The organism is Lacrimispora sp. 210928-DFI.3.58, assembly GCF_020554865.1.
Taxonomy (GTDB): domain Bacteria; phylum Bacillota; class Clostridia; order Lachnospirales; family Lachnospiraceae; genus Enterocloster.
On the sequence record NZ_JAJCIC010000007.1, the window covers coordinates 126612 to 149601 of the forward strand.

General features: G+C 52.8%; 10 protein-coding genes. 4 read left to right on the forward strand and 6 right to left on the reverse strand.

The window, feature by feature from the left end:
- Positions 1–95: 95 nt before the first annotated feature.
- The 6 genes from ilvD to LIZ87_RS06840 all read right to left on the reverse strand — a co-directional run bounded on the left by ilvD (position 96) and on the right by LIZ87_RS06840 (position 7654).
- Positions 96–1730: a dihydroxy-acid dehydratase gene (ilvD, locus tag LIZ87_RS06815; RefSeq protein ID WP_227145959.1), complete on the reverse strand. Its 1635-nt coding sequence runs from the start codon at positions 1728–1730 to the stop codon at positions 96–98.
- Between the two features lie 100 nt (positions 1731–1830).
- On the reverse strand, positions 1831–3171 hold the full coding sequence (locus tag LIZ87_RS06820) for a PTS galactitol transporter subunit IIC (RefSeq protein ID WP_227145962.1): 1341 nt from the start codon (positions 3169–3171) through the stop codon (positions 1831–1833).
- A gap of 57 nt (positions 3172–3228) precedes the next feature.
- Positions 3229–3510, reverse strand: a complete 282-nt coding sequence (locus LIZ87_RS06825; protein ID WP_227145964.1) for a PTS sugar transporter subunit IIB — start codon at positions 3508–3510, stop codon at positions 3229–3231.
- Between the two features lie 61 nt (positions 3511–3571).
- Positions 3572–4036 carry a PTS sugar transporter subunit IIA gene (locus tag LIZ87_RS06830; RefSeq protein ID WP_227145966.1) on the reverse strand — a complete coding sequence of 155 codons (465 nt, stop codon included), beginning with the start codon at positions 4034–4036 and terminating at the stop codon, positions 3572–3574.
- A 1-nt stretch (position 4037) separates the two neighbouring features.
- A complete protein-coding gene (locus LIZ87_RS06835) occupies positions 4038–4673 on the reverse strand; it encodes a bifunctional 4-hydroxy-2-oxoglutarate aldolase/2-dehydro-3-deoxy-phosphogluconate aldolase (protein WP_227145968.1) in 636 nt (211 codons plus the stop codon).
- Between the two features lie 56 nt (positions 4674–4729).
- Positions 4730–7654: a sigma 54-interacting transcriptional regulator gene (locus tag LIZ87_RS06840; RefSeq protein WP_227145970.1), complete on the reverse strand. Its 2925-nt coding sequence runs from the start codon at positions 7652–7654 to the stop codon at positions 4730–4732.
- A gap of 406 nt (positions 7655–8060) precedes the next feature.
- On the opposite strand from LIZ87_RS06840, the gene LIZ87_RS06845 reads away from it, so the two are divergent.
- The 4 genes from LIZ87_RS06845 (at position 8061) to LIZ87_RS06855 (ending at position 22920) form a co-directional block, all read left to right on the forward strand.
- Entirely contained in the window at positions 8061–8825 is a 765-nt protein-coding gene (locus LIZ87_RS06845) for a CAP domain-containing protein (RefSeq protein WP_227145971.1), read from the forward strand.
- 124 nt (positions 8826–8949) lie between these two features.
- On the forward strand, positions 8950–19848 hold the full coding sequence (locus LIZ87_RS06850) for a SpaA isopeptide-forming pilin-related protein (RefSeq protein WP_319638569.1): 10899 nt from the start codon (positions 8950–8952) through the stop codon (positions 19846–19848).
- Positions 19799–21286 carry a class B sortase gene (locus LIZ87_RS22550; protein WP_319638570.1) on the forward strand — a complete coding sequence of 496 codons (1488 nt, stop codon included), beginning with the start codon at positions 19799–19801 and terminating at the stop codon, positions 21284–21286. Before LIZ87_RS06850 ends, LIZ87_RS22550 begins: the two co-directional genes overlap by 50 nt.
- A 287-nt stretch (positions 21287–21573) precedes the next feature.
- Entirely contained in the window at positions 21574–22920 is a 1347-nt protein-coding gene (locus LIZ87_RS06855) for an MATE family efflux transporter (RefSeq protein WP_442912184.1), read from the forward strand.
- The last annotated feature ends 70 nt before the right edge of the window (positions 22921–22990 follow it).

Sequence of the window (22990 nt, forward strand, 5' to 3'; positions counted from 1 at the left end):
ATGGAAGATGCAGCCCTGCGGCTTATTTTTGCCCGCTCTTTCTTTTACGAAAATCCATTTCTCCCGGCGGGAAGCGTATCAAGGCCAGGCCGCGCTTAACCCAGGGAAGCGCCCCTGCGCGCTGAGCTCACTGTTTTCGCATACCGCTTCAGCAGTCCCTTTTCCAGGGGCTTTTTCACGGGCGTCCAGCGCTCGCGCCGCCTGGCAAGCTCCCCGTCGTCCACGTCCAGGTGGATAGCGTTCCTGGAGAGATCCACGGAAATTCGGTCTCCGTCCTCCACCAGGGCGATCGGCCCGCCTTCCTCGGCCTCCGGGCAGAGGTAGCCGATGCTTAAGCCTCCGCTGGCCCCGGAGAAGCGGCCATCGGTAATCACCGCAGTGCGGGGAATCCCCTTGATGATTTCCGTAATGCGGTGGAGCTCCTTCATGCCAGGGCCTCCCTTAGGACCCTCATAGCGCACAATAATGGCGTCCCCCTCGGTGATTTCCTTTTTGCGGAAGGCCGCATAGCACTCGTCCTCGTTGTTGAAAACCCTGGCTGTACCGGTAAATACCCGCATATCCTCTGGTACGGCGGAGGTCTTCACCAGAGCGCCGCCGGGAGCCAGGTTCCCATAGAGTACCTGGATCCCATCAGCTCTGGAGATGGGATCGTCCATTGGCCGGATTACCTCCCGGTTCCCGGTCTCTGTGCGGTCCAGGATCTCGCCAAGGGTTTCTCCTGTTACGGTGAGGGCGTCCGTGTGCAGCAAGGAGCGCAGCTCCTTTAGGACGGCCGGGATTCCTCCTGCGCAATGCAGATCCACTACAGTCCGGTTGCCGTTTGGCACGATCGCCGTAAGGACGGGAGTCTGCGTGGTGATTTTGGAGAAATCATCCCAGTCAAGCTCCAGCCCCAGCTCCGCAGCCAGGGCGGGAAGGTGGATCAGCGCGTTCAGGGAGCCGCCGATGGCGCTTAAAAGGGTAATCGTATTTTCCAGCGCGTCCCTTGTCATAATCTGTGAGGGGCGTATTCCCTGTTCTACCAGCTTCATCACAGCCCGGCCAGAATCCCTTGCGCAGAAGCGGCGCATACTGGTACTGGAGGGGATAAGGCTCCCTCCGGGCAGCATCATTCCCAGAGATTCGCAGAGGGCGCCCATGGTGTTGGCCGTGCCCAGGAAGGGGCAGATTCCGGGGCCGGTGTAGTATTTCAGGGTTCCCTCGATCAGCTCCCGTTCCGTGATCTCGCCCCTCAGGAAGCGCTGGCGCAGCTCCTTGGAGTCATTGGGCTTAATCTGGGCGTAGCAGGGCCCTGCCGTCACAATGACGGAGGGAAGGTCAATGCGGGCCGCGGCATTCAGCATACCGGGTACGATCTTATCGCAGGAGCCCATATAGACCACTCCATCAAAAACGCCCTCTCCTACCACCATGGCCTCAATGGAATCCGTGATGATCTCGCGGTGAGGCAGGCAGTAGCGCATCCCCGAATGGCCCTGGGCGATGCCATCGCACATGGCTACCGTGTTAAATTCGATGGGTTCTCCTCCCGCCTCAAGGATTCCTTTTTTTACCTCCTCGGCCAGCTGCTTTAAGGGCTCGTGGCCGGGGCAGACCTCGTTCCAGCTATTCGCGATGGCGATCAGCGGCTTTGTCTCCAGGGAATCGATAGACACCCCGGCGGAAGCCAGGTGGGCCTTGGAAATTGCTTTCTGGAACGGTTCCAGTTTATCAATCGCTCGTTGCATATTCAGTCCTTCTTTCCGCGGGGGAGCCTGTCCGCCTTTTGGCAAGTGCTCCCCCGGCCTGCTTAGTTATCAATCAGCTCCGGTGTTCCCGGCACCGCGGTTACGCTTCGGCTGCCCTGCGGTTCCTGCGCGCCATAAATACCCAGACGGCGGCGATAACGGCGATCATGACCGGAATGGTGATGACCAGGTTGCTGGTAAATGCCTTGAAAATCAGGAAGCTTACTGTCAGGGACGGCCCGGCGAAGGATGTAATCAGGTTGCTTCCCAGATCAAGCCCGACATCGGCGGCCAGGGCTGTAAGTATGGGGGAAGTGGCGGTTCCGGCTAGCAGGATCGCACCGGTGCAGAACAGGCCGATAATAATATTTTTGAACAGATTCCCTCTTGTCATTGCAACGGGAAGCGCCACACGGAAGGTAACGACTGCCAGGTCCGCGAAGGGAAGCACCCGGTTGCCGGGAAGTACGGCTGCCATAAGGATGGTCAGCGGGATTACAATGAGGGAGGTGGTGATCACATCGGGGTTTCCGACAACGATGGCCGCATCAAGGCCGATCAGAAGGTTCCTTCCCTTGAACTTCTCCTGGCAGAACTTCTTGGCTGCTTCGGAGATCGGCATAAGGCCTTCCATAAACAGGGAGGTCATTTTGGGGATCAGCACCATGACGGCGGCCATGCTGACTCCTAATTCCAGAATATCGGATACGGAGTATCTCGCCAGCGCACCGATGACGCATCCAAGGATCAGGCCCAGCATCATAGGCTCTCCGAAAATGCCTAGGTATTTCTTTGCATCCTTTACGTTAAAGTCCAGCTTGTCAATGCCGGGAATGCGGTCCAGCAGCCAGTTCAGGGGAGCCGCGATGATCACGGAGGACAGGGCGGACATGGTGGGGAGGGAAACGCCGGGGATCCCGAAGAAGTCCTCCACCAGAGGGGCGGTCCAGTCGGACAGCTTAAAGGAAATGACGGCCATAACCACAGAGGCAGCCACGCCCAGGAACACATTTTTCGTCACAAAATATACCAGGATGCCCACGATCGCCATATGGTGATAATTCCAGATATCCACATCCAGGGTATCAGTGGCCTTGAGCACAAGCATGATGATGTTGGTGGCCAGGATGGCGAAGATCAGGAGGGCGATGATGGGGGAAGCCCAGGTAACTGCGGCGATAGAGCCCCAGCCTACATCCAGGATGTCAAGGTGGATGCCGAAGTTCTCAACCATGGCCTGGGCCGCCGGCCCGATGCCGCTTTTCATCATGTTGATAACCAGGTTGATGCCAGCGAAGCCGATACCCAGCATCAGGCCGGAACGGAAGGCCTTGCCCAGCTTCACGCCGAAGATCAGGCCTACGATAGTGATAATGATGGGGAGCATTACGGTGGCTCCCGCATCAAGGATTACATTGAATATACTGTAAAATATTTGCATGTTTATACCCTCCGCTATGGATTACAATAATTTCTGCTGCTATGAAAGTCCCGCCGCCTACGCGCGGACTGCGTCCATGATCTGGTTCAGCACCGCGTCCTCTCCGATGCCGGTGAGGAGGGCGATTGCCCCGATAACCGGGATGGATACGTTGCCCCCGGTAAATTTGCCGGTGGTCACAAGGAGGTCATAATCGCTGGCTTTTGATTCCACCTCTAAAAGCTTGCACTGGTTTACGGATACGGCCAGGCCGTTCTCCTCGCATTTTTCCCTGATCTTAGTTGCTACTACAGTTGAAGTCGCCACGCCGTTTCCACATGCCACTAATATTCTCTTCATAACGTTTTCATTCTCCTTTTCTCATTCGTTTTCTAAAAATAACCGCCGCCGCATTCCATGCCTATTCCGCCAGCAGGTACTGCTTGATGATGGCGGCCGCCTGTCCCATATTCTGGGTATCCACGATTTTCTTTACGTCCTCCTGGTTTTTGATCAGCTCCACAATACGCTGGAGCATCTCCAAGTGGCCGTGGGGCTCGGTCAGTACCAGCATGATGACCAGGCGGACGGGGACGGCGCACTCCGGCTCGTCCATAGTGTGGAAATCCACCTCCGGCTTCAGGAGGCCCACGCAGATCGCCGCCTCATTGACATTGCATACGTCGCAGTGGGGAATGGCGATATTGATTCCGCCTGTATTGAGGCCAGTGGGGAAGCTGGCCTCGCGGTCAAGGATGGCCTGCCTGTAGGTATCCTTGACCATCCCCCTGCCGCGCAGATAGTCGCACATTCTTCCCAGCGCGTCCCTGTCGGAGGACGCGTCCCGGATGTCCAAAATAAGGGACTCGTCAAAACGTATTCCCATATCAGATATCTCCTTCCAGTTCCTTTAATTTTGCGTCAATCGCTGCGATGGATTTCCGGATGCCGTCCTCATCCTGCCTCAGGATATCGTCTTTACAGAAGATACCGGAGGCGATTCCCGCAAAGGCCGCGCCAGCGCTGAAATATTCCCCGATATTTCCGGTATTGATGCCGCCTACGACCATCAGGGGCATTTTACCCAGGGGAGCCATGATATCTGACAGATATTTGCTGCCCAGCCGGGCTGCCGGGAATACCTTTACGATATCCGCTCCGTCCAGAAAGCTCTGCCGTATTTCTGACGGGGAAAATGCCCCCGGTACGCTGATCACGCCTTTTTCATGGCAGAGGTCAAGGACAGGCTTTCCGAATACGGTGGGGGAAAGCAGAAAGGCCGCACCGGCCGCTATGGACGCCTGCGCTTCCTCATAGGTCAGTACCGTGCCCGCTCCCACGAGAATCCTGCCGCTGAACTCCTGGCTGATCTTTTCAATCGCCTCCAGGGCTCCCGGCGTGTTCATCGTGATTTCCACGGAGCGCAGCCTGGTTCCTACAAGGTTCTTCACGACTGTCCTGATCTGCGGATAGGTGTAGCCCCTCAAGATGACTGTTACTTTTGGAAAATCCTTCATGTTCATCGAACTCGCTCCTTTCTGTTTGCTCTCGATAAGATTTAGAGCAAGTTCGATGCCAACTAATTGACCGGTTTTGTAGTTTTGCATAAAATTTCCATGATTTCCTCCGGATTTTTGCATTTACGGATAGACTGAATCATGGATTCATCAGAAATAATCTGGTAAAGCTGTTCAAAATACTTTTTTGAATTTTCATCAAGGGCAAGCACAAAAATCAGGTCCACCGCATTGATACCGTCCCATGCTGTGGGAGTGTCCAGCTTTGTAACGGAAATGACCGGTTTTGTAACATATTCCGGGCTCCCGTGGGGGATAGCGATGCCGCCCTTGAGAACCGTAGTCATCATGCTTTCCCTCTTGTAAACGCTGAGAAGAAAATCCGGCGTGACAAAGCCATCGCCAGCCAGGGCGCCGATCATTTCATCAAGGATATTATCCTTGTAATTGTGCCCTTCTTTGATGTAAATGTGGGATGGGAAAATGACCTGGTTTAGATCATTTTCCTCCAGAAGCTGCCGCCGCTTTAAAATTTTCCGAAGCTGTCCCAGCCCGTCTGAAGTATACAGCAGGGAGGCCGGAAGGAAGGGGACGCCGCTGTATTCCGGGTCAATGGTTCCCACAATGGCCAGAAACTCGTAATCCTCCTCCGCCTGCCGGATGATTTGGTGGATATCCGAGGTTTCGATGAATCCGCGGGTTACGATCTCTACCTGGTGAAGGCTGCTTTTTAAACGCTCCTCAATGAAGGCGCGCAGAACCGCAGCGGCCCCTTCACCGGTGATGCACAGACAGAGGATGGCGGGCCTTTTTCGGCGGTTCGGAGACTGGGCGGCAGAAGGCAGGCGCTTTACATCCAGGGCTTCCACGATCTGCTCGATGCTGTCGTCTGTCCAGAGAGTCCGCCTCACCGCGTCGATGACCATCATGGTATCTGTGCGTCCCACAATTCCCACAGGGATGCCGAGGCGTTCCCAGACGAGGCTTCCTGTTTCCATCAGGGAGCCCATATCGGCCAGGATGATGATTCCCCTGCCCCGGTTTAAGGCGGCCGCTGCCTGGAGAACCTTTTCGCCCATCTGGGCTGGGGTATCCATAAGCCCCAGTTCCAGGCCCTTCGCGTGGTCAGTCCCCATGACCGCGTTGGCAACCTCAGCCATGCCGCAGGCCACGGCTCCGTGGGACACCACAAGGACGCTGATTCGTTCCCGCTCCTTCTGGCCATGGCGGAAGCGGGAGAAATACATGGCCAAAAAACTGATTTCCTCCTCCTGGATGGTCAGGTAATATTTGGCGCATACCTTTTTATAAACCTGTTCCGCCGCCTGATATTCTTCATGGTAAATATCCCGGAAGGTGTCGATGCCTGTGGGGAGGGCCCTGGCACCCTGGGCGCTGCGCTGGAGGGACATTTTCATATGGATGGCGAGAGGGAAGACCAGCTCCCGTTTCAGGCCGGGAAGAAGGGAGAGGGCCAGCTCGTAGATATCGGACGCCAGGCTCATCATCTGCTCCCCTACGATGGAAACCATTTCATCGGCGCTGAAGCGGGAAAGCTCAATCTGGCGGATGTTCCGGGAAAGCTGGTTTTCCACCTCGGAGGAGAGGCGGGCTCTGATTTCTTCTTCACTCAGGCCCGCGCTTAAGAGCTGGTTATAATCCTGCTCCAGCTTTCCGTAGATATCCCAGCCCTTTAAAAGAGCGTGTTCTCCGGTCTGTGGCTGCTTCTCGTGGGATAAATACAGGTCGGATTTAATCAGGCGCAGCCCCTTATCGGGACTGTTCGCGGAGGCCTGCCCCCGCTTGAATGCCTCAGGAAGGCAGTCAAAGAGGATTTCGATGACGCCGGCCCTTGAGCGTTTGCTTTCGAGGAACGCCTTTGCGCAGCAAACCTGGATGTCAGACCTGACCTGGCCCACATTTCCGGCATACTCCGCCTGCATCAGGCACTGGAGTACCTCGCGCTTGACGAGGAAATCCCGGCCAAGCTTGTGGGCTTCCATCCAGAAAAAGAGGTGTATAAATTCCAGGCGCTCCTTGGCGGGGCGTTCCCTGAGGGAGGGCAGCTCAATGGTCATGGGGATGCGGCGGCGAAAGGTAATAAGCAGGGAGCTCTGCGGGTTCTCCGTAGTGGCGGCGATGACCATCAGATGGCTCTCGCGCTGGTTTTCCACCTCCCCGAGGCGCCGGAATTTCCCCTTATCCATCAGATAGAACAGAAGCTCCTGGCCCTCCGGCGGAAGGCGGTGAACCTCATCCAGGAAGAGGATGCCGCCATCGCAGAGCTCCACAACGCCCTTTTTATCCTTATCTGCGCCGGTGAAGCTGCCCTTCCTGTAGCCGAACAGCTGGGCCATGAGGAGCTGCGGGTTATCGGCGTAGTCGGCGCAGTTAAAGGCGTAGTAGGGAGGATGTTCTCCGAAATTCTCCGTTCCGCAGGCAAAGCTGTGCATCAGCTCCGCCAGGTAGCTTTTCCCTGCTCCGGATGGGCCGTAAATCAGGCAATGAAGCCCCATGGGAGGGTAGAGGACCGCCGCCTGGGCCCGGGAAATCTGGGTCTTCAGGCTTCCATCGTAACCGATGAAGGAGGAAAAAACGGAGGCGTCAGGGCCCTTTTCCTTTTGAGAGGGGGATTTTTCCTCAGAAGGCCTTTCGGCCGGAGCTTTTTCCGTAGAAGGCTTCCCGGCCGGAGCCTTGGAAAGCTCCTCCCTGAGCTTTCCCACGGTGTACTTTCCCACAGAAAAGCCTTCCTCATCCAGGCGGCGGGCCAGGGCGCGGTCCGAAAGGGCGGGCTCCTCCAAAAGGAGTTGCCGCAGTCTGGGCAGGATGGCGGCCCGCCTGCGCTCTCTGGAATCGGGGATATTCCCTTCGCCCCGGAGCAGGGTAACAGTCTCCCGCAGCACTCCAAGCCGCTGCGCCAATTCCTCATCAGTCAGCGGATGTTTCTTATCCTCTTCAGAAATCATCTGTAAAAGCTTTTCTTTCACAGTCCGTTCCCCCTAAAATCCAATATGCTTATATTCCATTTTATACTATCGTCTGTTTTCCTGCAAGAGCCCATTCATCCCCCGTTACCGGAACTGCCGGCGAAAAAGCAGCCATTCTGTGAACAGCAACGGAAGCTTTCTCCTGAAAAACGGCGAGGGGGGATTGACGCGGGGCTGTAAGTGTGCTATTTTATAATTACCGCATGAAATTCTTCGTGCATATATCTTTTTTTATCTTTATTATTTTGGCCGTGTCGGCCACAGATTCAAGAGAGATCCTGATATTACATGATGGAGCTTAAGAGCAGCCGTACATTGACAAGTGCATAGTGTGGATTGCCAATATGTGAGAAAATTTGAATCAGATAGCGATCAGTTTTGGGATTAAAACAAAGGAGGACAGGGAATGAGAAAAAAATGGATATTGCTGGCGGCAGTATTTACAGTGCTTGCCGCTGCCCCAGCCTATGCAGGCCAGTGGATACAGGATGACGTTGGCTGGTGGTGGCAGGATGACGACGGCAGTTATCCGGCAAATTGGTCACGGTGGCTGGACGGGAACAGAGACGGAATTTACGAGCTGTATTATTTTGATGAGAGTGGATATCTGTATACCAATACAAGCCTGTTTGACGGTATGGTGACAGTAGACGAAAACGGAGCCAGTGTGAAGGGCGGAACTGTGATGACAATGGCTTATGACCCGGATGAAAATATGGGAAAATATTTTGAAAAAACAGCGGAGACAGCGGAAGAAAGCAGAGAAGAGCTGGATCCATATGAATTAGCCTGCCGGATCATAGAGCTGGTCAATGAAGAAAGAGAAACCCATGGAAAGGAAGCGTTGGACGTCAATGATGAGCTGCTGGAAAATGCAATGGTGAGAGCAGAGGAAAGCGGTTCTGGATGTGCTCCTCATAAAAGACCAGACGGCAGTAATTATGACTCCGCAATTGCGGCCGGCTATTCAAAAGCGGCAGAGAATCTTGCCTACATAGGATACATGCCCAATGATACAATAGAGTCTGCGGCAGAACGGATTGTGTATGGATGGCTGGGTTCCTCCGGACATAAGAAAAATATGCTCCGTTCCCAGTGGGAAGAGACAGGCGTAGGAGTATATATAGACGGAACGAAAATAGCAGTTTCGCAATTATTTATAAAGCGGTAACTATATTTGAAATACAACAAAACAGGATAGAAACGAAATGCAATTGGCAGGCCTGAAATGCAGGCAATGAACCAATTGCTTTTTTTTTCGGCCCGCTTATTCATTTTGGGGAAGGATCAAGAGGATGAAATATGTAAAGAAGTTGAAACAGGCATGGGCGCTCATCATGGTACTGGCAGTGATCATTACCTCCATCCCATTGTCCTCTATGGCAGAGAATACTGCTGCGGGTGACAGGAATACGGGGACAGTGGAAATGATCATCCGCGGCGATACCTTTCAGGGAAAGAATTTTAATGTATTCGGCCACATGCATCATTCCATTACCATGTACCACGTGAACCCGGTGGAAGGACATGTTCCCAGCTTCTGTCTTCAGCCGGGGAAAAAGCTGCCAAACCATACGATCATGAATTATACGAGATACGACTTAAATCAGGGAGAGTCTGTACCGTATATCGGTTCATGGGAGCGTTTTCTGCATATTAATCTGGCCTATGAGTGGGCTGTTTCCGGAAACTATTATGAGCCGGCACGTTATGCGGTCGTGCAGACGTATATCTGGGGCTGTATTGCAGGATATGAGGATAATTGGGCAGTTCAGGATGGTGTTCAGCAGCAGCTTGCAGGCATCATGGGAGCCAGGGCGTCCCAGCTGTATGGAGAAATGAAGGCGTATGTCCGGGCAGAAGCAGAGGGCTTTAACGGAACAGGAGGCGGGGCTCTGCCAGCCTGGAATGGAACGCAGCAGAGGATGGAGCTTAAGGATGGAGGATATGAACTGACCCTTGATATCAGCACCTGTCCGCAGTTAAGGGAGACAATGTGGACATTTCCGGGCAGCGGCTGGAGCTATGCTGTTTCCACAGATGGAAAAAGCATAACCTTTCAGTACCGGGGGACGGGGATCCCCAATGGAACCATTACGTCAGCGGAACTAAATGGGATCAGCAACCGGTTTTATCTTTATCTGCTGCAGCCGCAGGATTCCAACCTGCAGGTGCAGGTGGGCTGGATCAATCTGGAGAAAACACCGGCTAATGTATATTTTTCTGTGGGAGATTATCAGCCAACAGGAGAGGGCGGCGGAGAGCTGGAACTCTACCGCCACAGCGAAACCTTTGAGTCCAACTATAACATTGACCTGGAAAAATACTGTGCTGAAACGAACCAGCGCCTGGAGGGAGCAGCCTTCTATGTCTGGGAGGATTTTGATTTTTCCCAGGTGAATGAAGGGGGCTACACCGAAGGAGAGCCGGACGGCACCACAGGACAGGTCTATTTAAACAGGATGTCGCCGGAGCCGGAGAGCAATTATATCTGTGATACGATCACAACAGATGAAAATGGCTATGCCAGCCACAGCGATGTCAGAAGCTACAATTACAGCAAGACCTACTGCATGGGCCATCCCGCTCCGGAGTGGGTGGAATGTGACCATGAAGCAGATGAGGAATGCAGCTGTGAGGAAGAAAATGACCGCCTCCGGGAACAATGGCAGGCAGAGCAGGAGCTCTGTGCCTCCACCTGTGACTTTCATGTGTCCAACGAGGATGAGGATAACCACGAACAGGATACGGCGGCAATGGAGGCTATGCTGGCTGACAGGGATGAAACCTATGAGAATTTTATTAACCTGGAGTACAGCTACACACTGGAGGAGATCCATGCCAGAAACGGATATACGCTTCATGGAAAGCACAATGACGACCAGCCCATAGAGACTGTTGTCCTGTCCTCTGCCCAGGCAGAGGGAGGCGTTATGGCAGGAAGCTTCCATCAGGAATCCACAGTTTCTGACCGGCCGGTCATTTATACATACCCCACAGGCTCCCAGAAAATGGAAGGCCGCCGCGCCTATCAATACCAGGTGCCGGAAGCGGCTGATCTGTCCCTGGAGGAAATGAGAAGTATTGTAGAGCTTCAGGAAGAGAAGGAAAAGGAAACAAAGCCGGAGGCCGCACCAGAGGGAGCCGCCGGACAGAGCAGCGGGACGGCGGATGGAAGCCCGGCGAAGGATGGCGGAGAAGAAGGAACTGTTGAAACAGAAGATACCGGAGGAGAGGAAGATAGTAAGGATGGGGGAGAAGGAAACAGCGGGTCAGCCGGGGGAGAGAATGCCGGAAACGAAAGCGGCAATGAGACGGCCGGAGAAGAGAATACCGGAAGCGAAGGAGGCAGCGGGTCAGCCGGAGGAGAGAATGCCGGAAGCGAAGGAGGCAGCGAGTCAGCCGGAGGAGAAAATGCCGGAAGCGAAGATGACAGTGGAGCGTCCGGAGAAGAGAATGGTAGTAGAGAAAGCGGCGGCGAGCCAGCCGGAGAAGAGTCCACTGGCGGCGGAGACTCCGTATCTGCGGAAGAAGACGCTGGACCAGGAGGCGCAGAAATAGAAGATACCAGGGAGAAAGGCAGCAGCGCAGCCCAAAGGGAAGTCCAGGCAGATACCACAGAGGCTTCATCTGCAGCCTCTATCAGCAGCCGATTCCATGGACGGATGCAGCTCCTCTCAAAAGCTCCGGACATTTCCGGGGAACAGACAGAGGAAAAGAAACAAAGGGAACCAGACATTTCCAGAGAAAAGGAGGAGACCGGCAATCAGGAGCAGGCCAGTATAAAAACAGCATCCTCAAGTGAAACCATATGGGAAGAGGATGATCCTTTCGAGGATACAGAGACCTACAGCTACGAATATACCAGGTTCCCTATAGAACAGGACAATAGCCGTTCAATCGAATATATTCATCTGGAAGAAGAAAAGGAAACAGAAGGAGGAGGTACCGGGCAGCAGGGGCTTTTTGCCCGTGCCGCCAGGGCAATCATTTCTTTTTTCTCCGATGACGATGAGGAGGAAGACAGCATTACAGCCACCCTTCCGCCTTTCATTGACGATGACCTGGATCCAATGGATACCTCTGCCTACGGAGATCCGGACACCATTCTTTACACCTTCAAGGTATGGGACCACCGCACAGAAGGGCGCATCCATATGAACAAGCGCGATTTAGAGCTTTATAAGAAAGATGAAAAGAGCAGTTATGGAAGGACCCAGGGTGATGCCACCCTGGAGGGCGCTGTATATGGCCTGTTTGCAGCCCAGGATATCATCCATCCGGACGGGAAATCCGGCGTTGTCTATAATCAGAATGACCTTGTTGCCGTTGCAGCTACCGATAAAGAGGGAAATGCCTCCTTCCTGGCCTTTACCGAAAAGCCGGGGACAAGGCTGGATGGCAGCGGAAACATTGCTCCGCCAGCCGGGAGCACGGGGCCGGAGAATCTCTATGACGGCTCTTCCGTCACCTCCTCCAGCGAAGGCTTTGGCACGATCACCTATCCGGATTATGAGAATGACAACGGCAGCCGCTGGATCGGGCGGCCCCTGCTGCTGGGTAATTACTATATCATGGAAATAAGCCGTTCCGAAGGCTACGAGCTTTCTGTAAGCGGAAGCAATCTGACAGAGACCAACCGCACCATGGACGGCATTGCCACGATCCGCCAGTCCGGTCAGGTATCCGTAGTCCGCGGCCTGTCGGACAATACTCACATGGAGGCTGATGGCTCCTGGAATGATTTTACCATAGAGCGCTACAGGACAGAGCAGGGCTATGACATTACAGTAAAGGGCTATCCGGAGGGAACGGTATTTTACCGAGTCGATCTCGAGGAGAAAACGGAGACAGTAAAAAGTGTTATCGGCGGAAGCTGGCAGGAAAAAACGGAAAATGGAGGCACCCTATACCAGACAGCGAAAGGAGGAGAATACAAGCTGGGCCCCGATGGGAATCCCGTGCTCAAGCTGCCGGATGCAAGCGGAAGTGAACCTGAGGAGCGGATTCCCTATGCAGAGACCTTATCCTACCGGTTCCGCACAGCACCCAGGCCCAATGGGACAGCAGCACCAAAGGATCTTTCCAAATGGAACCAGTCCATCCAGCCAACCTATCTGAAGGATCAGGTAAATGAAATGCTGTCACAGATAGGATACCGCCAGGCAAAGGCTGTCCAGGGAGCGCCATGGGCAGATATCCCGCTGACAGGTGCAGCCAACGGACAGGCAGCGGGTGAGATCCTGGACTGGTTTACGGAGCATTCCTTCTTTGACTGCGGTTCTGTGGAGTCTGTCTATGAAAAGGATGGGGCGTGGTATGCCAGAGTATGTTACGACTGTACCTCTGGAAATGATTCCTGCCCGGCAGTATACGATGCCGCATCAAAAACCCTATATGTGCGCAAAGAAGCAGAGGTAACAGGAGGGCCTGCAGACAGGATCCACTATTGGATCGCATATGAAAAAGGAAGCTACCGCTTAAACAGCAGGACGGCATCCGTGGCAGAAAAAAGGGCAGCAACCAAAGAGATCCCATACGGGGAAGATATCAGCAGCTATCTCCAGATCCTGTATCAGCCTGTCTATGAGACATACGCACCAGGCGAGATCCTTCGGGATACCGGAGGAAATCCCATTCCGGTAATGGAGTATGTTCCCATATATGAGGATGTGGAAGTCACGTATCAGGATGAGGTACTGACCCAGGTGAAAGCAGCTTATGACAAAGATACCGGGATATACACGATCCATGTGGACAACAGCACAGACTGGGAAGCGGAGACAGAGGCCATCCGGGACATGTACCGCGCAGTGACAGACCAGTCGGCCATTGAATATGAAGGCCAGGAAATGCGATATGACCAGTACCTTGTACGAGTGGCAGGCGCGGCGGTAGATGCAGTTGCCGCGATTCCGCCTCTGAATGAAGGAAGCTACATAAAAACACAGCAGCTTACCTACCCAGGCCAGAACGAACCGCAGCAGGACGGAGGTACGGACAAAAAGCCCGTACAGCTGCTCCAGCGTGTGATCAAGCAGTCCATCAAGGTGACAAAGGACATTTCCCAGTCATCCTATGATAAGGTAAATACCTATGGCTCTGTTCACAATGATCCTCTTACCACCCTTCTGGGGCTGTTTGGAAAGGGTCCGTCTATCCAGGGAGCAAAGCTTTTAAACCAGTTCAAATTCAAGCTGTATTTAAAGAGCAACCTGGAGAATATCTACGTGGATGAAGAGGGAAAGCTTCTCTCAGAGGACATCGGAAATGATGATGGGAAGGCAGACGCGGAGCTCATTTTCCTGCCGCCCAAAAAAGGCGGAGGCCGCCGTCTTCTGGAAACAAAGGCGGACGGCAGCTACCACTATCAAAAATTTTTTGACGCCATGTACGCGGCAGACCAAAAGGCTGGAAATACTTACCCGGCCCAGGTGCTGGAACAGTTTGCCCTTGATTATTACGATATCGCTGCTTACAAAGAAGAAATTCTGGAAGCAGAGCCGGAGCTTAACAGTGATGCTGCCTATGAAAAAGCCCTTAACCTGGCAAAGGAGGAGGCCTCTGCTTATCTGGATATGTTCGTCGGTCTGGACAGACGTCTGGCAATTGCCTGGGATAAGGATGACGGCGGGGGTGCGGACAGGGATAAGACGACTCTTGAGTGTAATACAAAAAACGGAAAAGACGATTATTACGATCATTCCATTATGCTGCCTTATGGTACATACGTCATTGCAGAGCAGACAGCGGCAGATGTGAGAAATGAGCTGGCAAACCGTCATTATGAGAGGGATTACCCGAAGGAGATCACCCTTCCCTTTGTTCCGCACATTATCACTGACAGCAATACAGGGGAGGAGGAAGCAAACTATGAGGCAGGAGATCCCTATTTCCGCTACAGCAGCAGTGACACTCCGGAAGATCTGATACGGAAATATAAAATACGTTTTAACGAGGAGACCCATATCATCAAAGCCCACAGCCATGACGGAGATTTTGAGGTATTCAAATACGGGCTGGACAAGGATATCCGGCCAGGCCACAGCATGACATCGAAACCGCCCTATGATGCGGAGTATATGGATGGGGCAAATGGAACAGTAAAGGCATACTATAGGGGCTATACCAGCCAGAGTGAGGATAAGGGAACAAGGGACGGCGTTGTCTATGATGGAAATGAGACAGACAGCGGCCAGCTGGAAATCAGGGATGCAGTGCCCACCATGAAGGGAATGCAGACAGCCATTGAGGGGAAATTTGCTTCCATGCTTGTTCCGTGGACCGTTCTTGCTCCGGCGGTAGACCGGAAAAATCCGGATACAGGGGACATTGAAACCTTGTCTCCCTTTGGCAGCGGGGAAAACTTCAATTACGCAGCCTTTGCCCAGGAGGACTTTGAGAACCGGTATTACAGTTCAAGACTGCGCATTGAAAAGCTGGATGCAGAGACAGGGGACAACATTATCCATGATGGGGCTATCTTTAAAATCTACGCGGCAAAGCGGGATGTGGAGAAAGCAGGAGTGAATACGGCTAACGGTACGGGAGCAGTGCTGTTTGGGGAAGCCGTGGACATTCATGGAAAAACCGTGGCAGATGCAGACGGAAAGCCTATTTTATACCCCAGAGTAGGAGAGAGCAACATCAGTGAGAATGACCTGCCTATCCATTTGGATGAGGAGGGGATCCCACAGTACGATGAAAGCCAGCTGATCCGCCAGCAGGATGAAACGGGAAACGAGGTAGGAATCTTTAGGGCCTATTCCACCATCCGGGAGCTTGTGATAGACGGTCAGGTGCAAAAGGAGAAGACAGGCTATATTGAGACCTATAAACCTCTGGGAGCCGGAGCCTATGTCCTGGTAGAGCTTGAGGCACCGGAGGGCTATACAAAGAGCCGCCCAGTGGCCTTTGAGATCTACTCGGACGATATTACCTACTACGCTGATGACCGCCACATAGACGGCACAACAGATGGCTGGAAAGAGGAAACAGCAGCAAAATACCAGTATGCAATCCCGGTATCCGGAGGCACGGACAAATACGAGACAGAAACGACCGGCCAGGTGCTGGTACAGGATCATCCCTCCCGCATGGAGATCCATAAGGTGGAGGACGGAGATTCCCTGGTGGGAAACCAGAACAGCCTTCAAAAGACAGATGCCCAGGGAGAGAAAGAGAAAAGCGGCGGTTTTGACCGTGAGCTTGCAGTCAATGATAAGGGAGACCTTTTCATATACGAAGTCCGCGGCCGCAGGGAAAAGCTTCAGGAGAGGGGAGATGTGCGCGATATTGCCTATGACCCGGAGGCCCAGGAGTGGTACGGCTATGTGACAAAGGCCTTTGATGAATATTCCGAGAAATTTGTGGAAGGGACAGAGAAGGAGCTGAAGGCAATGAAGGGGGTAAAGCCCCTCTACGAGCTGGACGGAACCTTCACCGGAAAGGGGATCCGGTTTGATATCACCATATCTGAGGCGTCCCTGGCTCTGTACCATGGAATCGAACTTGAGCCGGCCGGAGAGCATGCCTATAAAGGTGTGGAAGCTGTATGGGAAAACGGAAAGGTAGCCAGGATCCAAAACACCAACACAGGAACTCACAGGGAAATACGGGAAGCAGGGGAAGACAGCGGCCCGGCACGTCTAAGAGAGTGGGATGCTGTGGAGGTGGAAAATGAACCGGTTGAGCTGTATTTCTATGATCTGACAGAGCTTGAGACTGTCGCCAGCCTGCCTTACAGACTGGAGGAGTATGGAAAGAAGGAGCTGGCTCTTTACAGGGAGCCGGATACAGGAGAACTTTTTGTGCTGGATTCCAGAGGAAACCGCATCTGCTATGCGGACTCTCTGACAGGAATGGCCTACGTCTATGACGACTATGGCCGCATCATTGCCTATACGGCGGATGAAAATGGACAAAAGCAGCTGGTGCAGTCCATTCAGATTATGGAGGACGGCGGCACAAGGACCATTTATAAGGACAAGCAGACAGTGGATGATGAAAATGGCCTTCCCATCTATTACACGGACGGCAGGCTGGTTACCAAAGAAGAGCGCTGGGAGACAGATGCCAGCACGGATCCTTACGGAAATCCGGAGACAGAAGCTGCCACCCACACGATCACACGTCTGCCCTTTGGAGCCTATATTCTGGAAGAAGAAAGGGTACCGTACGGCCAGGGTTACATTCAGGCAGAATACATGGGCCTGATACTGGAGGATACAGAGGAGATACAGAAATATTTCCTTCAGGATGAATTTACAAAGACCGCTTTTGCAAAGATCGATGTCATGACCCAGAAGGAAATACGGGATGCCCATATGACGCTGTACAGGGCTTTGACAGATAATGAAGGCAGGCCCCTCCGGGAGGAGGACGGAACCTACCGAAAGGGAGAAAGCTATGCTGCCTGGATCAGCGGATATGAATACGATGACGATGGGAACATGAAGTATGACGGAGGAGGAAATCCCATTCCAACCACCAAACCTCATTGGATCGATCATATCCCGGTAGGCGCCTATGTGCTGGAGGAAACCATCTGCCCTTATGAGCAGGGATACGTTCTGTCAGAAGCTGTCAATGTGGACGTTCTGGAGACAGGCCATGTGCAGAGCTTCCAGATGGAGGATGATTTTACTGCGCTGGATATCCGGAAATATGACACAAAGAATGAGGATGTGATATACAAGGACAGCGAGGCATACCTGACCTTATACCATGCAAAGCTTGACGGGGAAGGACAGCCGGAGCTTACAGACGGAATGCCTTCCTATGAGGAAACGGAAAGGATATTTACCTTCCGTGCCGCCACCTACAAGGATGGACAGGAGGTTGCGGCAACGGGCCGCATTGTGACAGATGCCGCCGGGAATCACCCTATCATAAAATATGACTATGATTTCCAGACCATCCCCAACACCTGCCAGGGCCGTTGGTACTATACGGAAAATGCCGCGGTAAGGCTGGAATATCTGCCGGTGGGCCACTATGTCCTTGTGGAGACAGGAAATCCAAAAGGCTATGCCACTGCGGGCCCGGTTCTCATTACCGTAGAGGATACAGGCCATTTGGAGAAGATCCAATATACGCAGATGGGAGATAAGCCCTTAAGCTTAGAGATTTCAAAGGTAAACATTACAGGCGGCAAGGAGGTAAATGGAGCGACACTTACCATCTATCCTGTAAATGAGGACGGGACGGTAAGCGATGAGCCACTTATCCTTCACCAGCCCACGGAGAACGGAGAATACCAGGATATCACAGCCACATGGACAAGCGGCCTGGATGGCAGGTACACCCAGGAGGACAGGGAGGCCGGGATGATCCCGGAGGGCTTTGAGGAAGGTGATCAAAAGCCTCATGTGGTGGAATATATCCCGGAGGGCAGCTACATTCTGCGGGAGGAGACAGCACCCTATGGCTTCCTTCAGTCAGTGGATGTGCCATTTGCCATTATTGATACGCAGCTTGTACAGACAGCAGAGATGATAGATGAGATACCAGATGGGATCCTAAAAATTACAAAGACAGATGCGGATCACCCGGAAGAAACGCTTTCCGGAGCAGATTTTCAGCTGGAGAACAAAACTCTGGGCATCCACTGTCAGACAGTGACAACCGATGAGAAAGGGGAAGCTCATTTTAACCCCCAGCCCATCGGATATATGGATCAGGACGGCAATTTTAAGCCATACACCTATCTCTGCACAGAGACAAAGGCAGCTGAGGGACATATGCTGACATTGAAGCCCTATGAATTCCAGTTTGAGTATATCGACGAAAAGACAGCCCTTATTCCTCTGGAGTATTATCCGGCAAATGACAGCAATAGGGTAGTGTCAGAAAAGCTGCTGGGTGATACAGCAGAATATCTGGAAGGCGTCACCCTGCGGATCGAGAGGAAGCAGGATGCAGGCTCTTCCTGGGAGACAGTGGATGAGTGGATAAGTGGAAAGCAAGGCCACTATACAAAAGACCTGAAGGCCGGAAGCTACCGTCTGGTAGAGGTGGAGGCAGCTGAGGGCTTTCAGATGCTGGCACAGCCCATTGAATTTACCATCACAGATGGTATGAAGGAGATTCCGCGCCTGACAATGCGCAATTATTCCACCATTGTGGAGATCCCCAAAGTCAGCAGCAGTGGAAGCCTCCTTGCGGGAGCCAGACTGCAGCTCATCAGAAAGGATACCGGAAGGATCGTAAGGGAGTGGACGTCGGAAGCAGAAAAGGGCCAGACCTTCTATGGCCTTGAGGCAGGAGCGTATATCATACATGAGCTGGAGTCTCCTTCGGGCTACAAAAAATCTTCAGATAAGGAGATCACCGTACAGGAGACAGATACCTCCATTCAGGTGTTCCGGTATGAAAACAGCCTGAAATCCTCAGGGGGCGGAGGAGGCGGCGGTACAACCCCTGTCCCGGAATATATCGTCTTTAAAAAAGCAGATCACGCTGGAAATGCGGTGGAAGGAGCAGAATTTACCTTTTATGATCAGGAGGGGACGATCATAGGAACCTCTGTCAGTGATGCCCAGGGCAGATTCCGCATAAAAAAGCCCCGGGACGGCACCTATACCTTCCGGGAGACAAAAGCGCCGGAGGGCTACAGGGGCAATACGGATATCTACAGCTTTACAGTGAAAGGATCCGGCATTATCCGCGGAACCTATGAGGTTGTAAATGAAGAGATCCCGAAGCCTGTTTACAAAAAGGACGGCATCACAAAGGAGCCTCTGCCAGGTGCAGTCCTTTCTATTGAATGGAAAGAAGACGGGGCTCTTTGCACCTTTGAAGGGATCACTGGGGAAGACGGCTGCCTGGATTTCAAACCGCCTTGTCCCGGAACCTACCGGATCAGAGAGCGAAAGCCGCCGGAAGGGTATCTGCATTCCCAGGATATTTATGAATTTTATGTGGATGAAGACGGACAGATAAACGGCAATACCGTTGTCTACAATTTCAGGCAATTAAAGAAGATTGGCAGGATCACGGCCTCCTATCAGATAAAAGACCGGTTCGGCAGAGGAAGCTTCCGTTTTGGAAAGAGAGAGAGGATCCGGACAGGAGATGACTTCCCGCTTTACCAGACCATATTCACGGCGATCGCAGGTCTGGCAGGTGCAGGCATCTGCCTGTATGCTGAGAAAAAGAAGGGAGGAAAAGGAAAAAATGAGAACAGGCCTTAAGGATATCGCCAAAGCAGGCTTTCTGGTCCTTTTGCTGGGAAGCCTGCTGGCAGGAAAGGCTTTTGGAACGGAAGCACAATATGTATCTGATCAGATCCTGTATTCTGATCTTGAAGCAGCAGAGACAATCCCTCAGACAGCATGGGTGCAGATAGTAGACAGGCAGACAGGGAAGGAACGCCAGGTCCTTCTCCCTCTGACCGAGGCAAGCTTCATCAATGAGCGCTGGAGTCCTGATTTTAAACTGGAGCTGTTTGTATCAGGAATGGGAGCAGACTATTTCCTGCTGGGAGAGGCCCTTGTGCCCCTTGACAGCCCGGAGGGTCTGCTGCCCTTCCAGGGGGAGCTTTTGCGGCAGGCCGGACTGGACCCTTCGGGTTACCAGATCGAACAGATCCGGTGGAAGGAGATACGCGGTGACAATGGTATCCTTGATATCAGAGGAAAGAAGCGGGTCAGAGACTGCGCTGCTGTGTACAGCGGGCTCGTTTCCGTCTCCTCCCATGGAGGAGAGTTTAAGGAGGACGGCCTTTATCCATCGGAAACAGAAGAGAAAGCAGACCGGTCAGGAACGATCCTGTGCTTCACATTCCTCCTCATCAGCTGTTTTGTGATCATGCTGTTGTGGAAAATCCCCAGGCTCGCAAGGAGGAGACTGCCGATCCTCACAGCTGTATTTCTTCTTATTAGCGCCATAAGTATCATACATCTGGCAAGCATCATGGCTGCATATGGAAGGGGACAGGCCTCCTATAATGATATAAGGGACATTGCCTATGGAACGGCTGCCGGCTTTTCCCAGGCAGCAGCTGCCTCCCCAAGTCGGTTTCAGGAAATAGGCGAGCCAGCTGCTGCCTCTCAAAGGCGCCATGAGAAAGGGGGCACGTCCCTTCTTCCTGTCAACGAAGCGGCTCTCTATGAGGCAAATGAGGAGTACAGGCTGTGGGTCTCCATTCCAGGCACCCATATTGATTATCCTGCAGCGCAGCACAAGGATAATGTATACTATCTGGACCACAGCTTTACAGAGGAGGAACAGGCATCTGGCTGCATTTTCCTGGATAAGGAGAGTGTTCCGGGAATATCCCGCAATACCGTCCTTTACGGTCACAATATGAAGGATGGCTCCATGTTTGCAGATCTGAAGAAATACAAGGACAAGGCGTACTTCGATGCTCATCCCGCCATCTTCCTGCATCTTCGCGGGCAATGGCTGGAATGCCCCGTTTTTTCCTGTCAGCTTCGCGCAGAAACAGACGGAACAGCCATGAGAACGGATCTTACGGAAGAAGAGTGGAAGGAATACCTTCAGGAAATGGAAGCTTCCTCTCTCTACAGCACAGGGATCCACCCTGGCGCGGATCAAAAAATAGTCACACTTTCCACCTGCCACGGTTCCAGTGAAAGGATGCTCATACAGGCGGTATTTCCGGACTAGCGCAGTGTTTCAGAAGTTCTCAGCCTGAATTTGCGCCGCCTATCCGGCGGAGAGCTGCATGCCTGAACGGTTGTGCGTAATTTGCCGCACTCAGACAATCATTCATTCCCTATCTTGCAGATTATCAGGAAACATAGTATAGTAGACCTGCACGCGTCCAGCGGGCAGACGCGCCACCGGACCACGAAAGTCTGGTGGACGCATTTGGCATACCTGAATTTCGTGCCGCCTTGCAGCGGCGGACTTTCATGGTAAATGTATTTGAAATGGGAAAATGAAGACGGCAGGTGAACAAAGTGAAAAAGAATACAGATTTACTTCACGGAAGCATCCTTACAGCGCTGACAGAGCTGGCAATACCGATCATGGCGACCTCCCTTGTGCAGACAGCTTACAATCTGACTGATATGGCCTGGATCGGAAGAGTAGGAAGTGATGCAGTGGCGGCAGTGGGAGCAGCCGCCATGTATACCTGGCTTTCCAGCGGCGTGGCTGCGCTTGCCAGGATGGGCGGACAGGTAAAGGCAGCCCATGCTTATGGAGCCGGGGATCAGAAGGAGGCCGTCCAGTATGGAAAAGGAGCCCTGCAGATCGCAGTGATGCTGGCGCTGGCCTTCGGCCTTCTCGTCAATCTGTTTACACGTCCGCTGATCGGCTTTTTTCATCTGAATTCCTCAGAGGTAATACACAATGCAGAAATATATCTGCGTATCGCCTGCGGCCTTATCGTATTTGCATTCGTGGGACAGACATTAACCGGTCTTTACACGGCAGCCGGAAACAGCAGGACGCCATTTATTGCAAACTGTGTGGGAATGGGCGCAAATATGATCCTGGATCCCCTTCTCATCTTTGGTCTTGGTCCAATACCAGCTATGGGAGTTATGGGGGCAGCGGCAGCGACAGTCACAGCCCAGTTTATCGTCAGCCTGGTCCTTATCCTCTGCGTCAGAGGGGATGCGGTACTGTCAGGTCAGATACAAATCTGGAAGCCCACACCTCCCCGCTATTTAAAGATGATCATAAGAATCGGGTTTCCTGCCTCCATTCAAAGCATGCTTTACTGCGGGATATCCATGGTGCTCACAAGATTCGTTACCTCCTGGGGAGATGCGGCAGTGGCTGTCCAGCGTCTGGGCGGTCAGATCGAGACGATCTCCTGGATGACAGCAGACGGCTTCGGCTCTGCGATCAATGCCTTTACCGGGCAGAATTTCGGAGCAAAAAATATGAAGCGGGTCAAAAAAGGGTACATGATATCAGCAGGTGTCATGTTCCTTTGGGGAATGTTTACCACCAGCCTTTTGGTATTTGGCGCAGTCCCCATCTTTTCCCTGTTTATCCATGAGCCGGAGGTCATCCCCATAGGAGCAGGCTACATGCGCATCATCGGATACTCAGAAATGTTCCTGTGCATAGAACTCATGACCGTAGGCGCCATGTCCGGAATGGGAAGGACTATGGAAGCCTCCATTCTCACCATCCTCCTGACAGCCTCCCGTATTCCCCTGGCCTTCTGGCTGGGCGGCACATCCCTGGGCCTGGAAGGAGTATGGTGGGCCCTTACGATATCAAGTGTAGTCAAGGGAATCGTGTTCTTTTCTGTTTTTATGGTGTGGATGAGGAAGGTGTGAATAAAATCAAAAAATTGTAGGTTTGTCAAACATTTGTTACACTGACTGCAAATAATTCTTTAGCACCTGA

Excerpts from the sequence above, each read along its gene's own strand:
- ilvD (WP_227145959.1), bottom strand. The coding sequence starts at position 1,730 with ATGCAACGAGCGATTGATAAACTGGAACCGTTCCAGAAAGCAATTTCC.
- LIZ87_RS06820 (WP_227145962.1), bottom strand. The coding sequence starts at position 3,171 with ATGCAAATATTTTACAGTATATTCAATGTAATCCTTGATGCGGGAGCC.
- LIZ87_RS06825 (WP_227145964.1), bottom strand. The coding sequence starts at position 3,510 with ATGAAGAGAATATTAGTGGCATGTGGAAACGGCGTGGCGACTTCAACT.
- LIZ87_RS06830 (WP_227145966.1), bottom strand. The coding sequence starts at position 4,036 with ATGGGAATACGTTTTGACGAGTCCCTTATTTTGGACATCCGGGACGCG.
- LIZ87_RS06835 (WP_227145968.1), bottom strand. The coding sequence starts at position 4,673 with ATGAACATGAAGGATTTTCCAAAAGTAACAGTCATCTTGAGGGGCTAC.
- LIZ87_RS06845 (WP_227145971.1), top strand. The coding sequence starts at position 8,061 with ATGAGAAAAAAATGGATATTGCTGGCGGCAGTATTTACAGTGCTTGCC.
- LIZ87_RS06850 (WP_319638569.1), top strand. The coding sequence starts at position 8,950 with ATGAAATATGTAAAGAAGTTGAAACAGGCATGGGCGCTCATCATGGTA.
- LIZ87_RS22550 (WP_319638570.1), top strand. The coding sequence starts at position 19,799 with ATGCTGAGAAAAAGAAGGGAGGAAAAGGAAAAAATGAGAACAGGCCTT.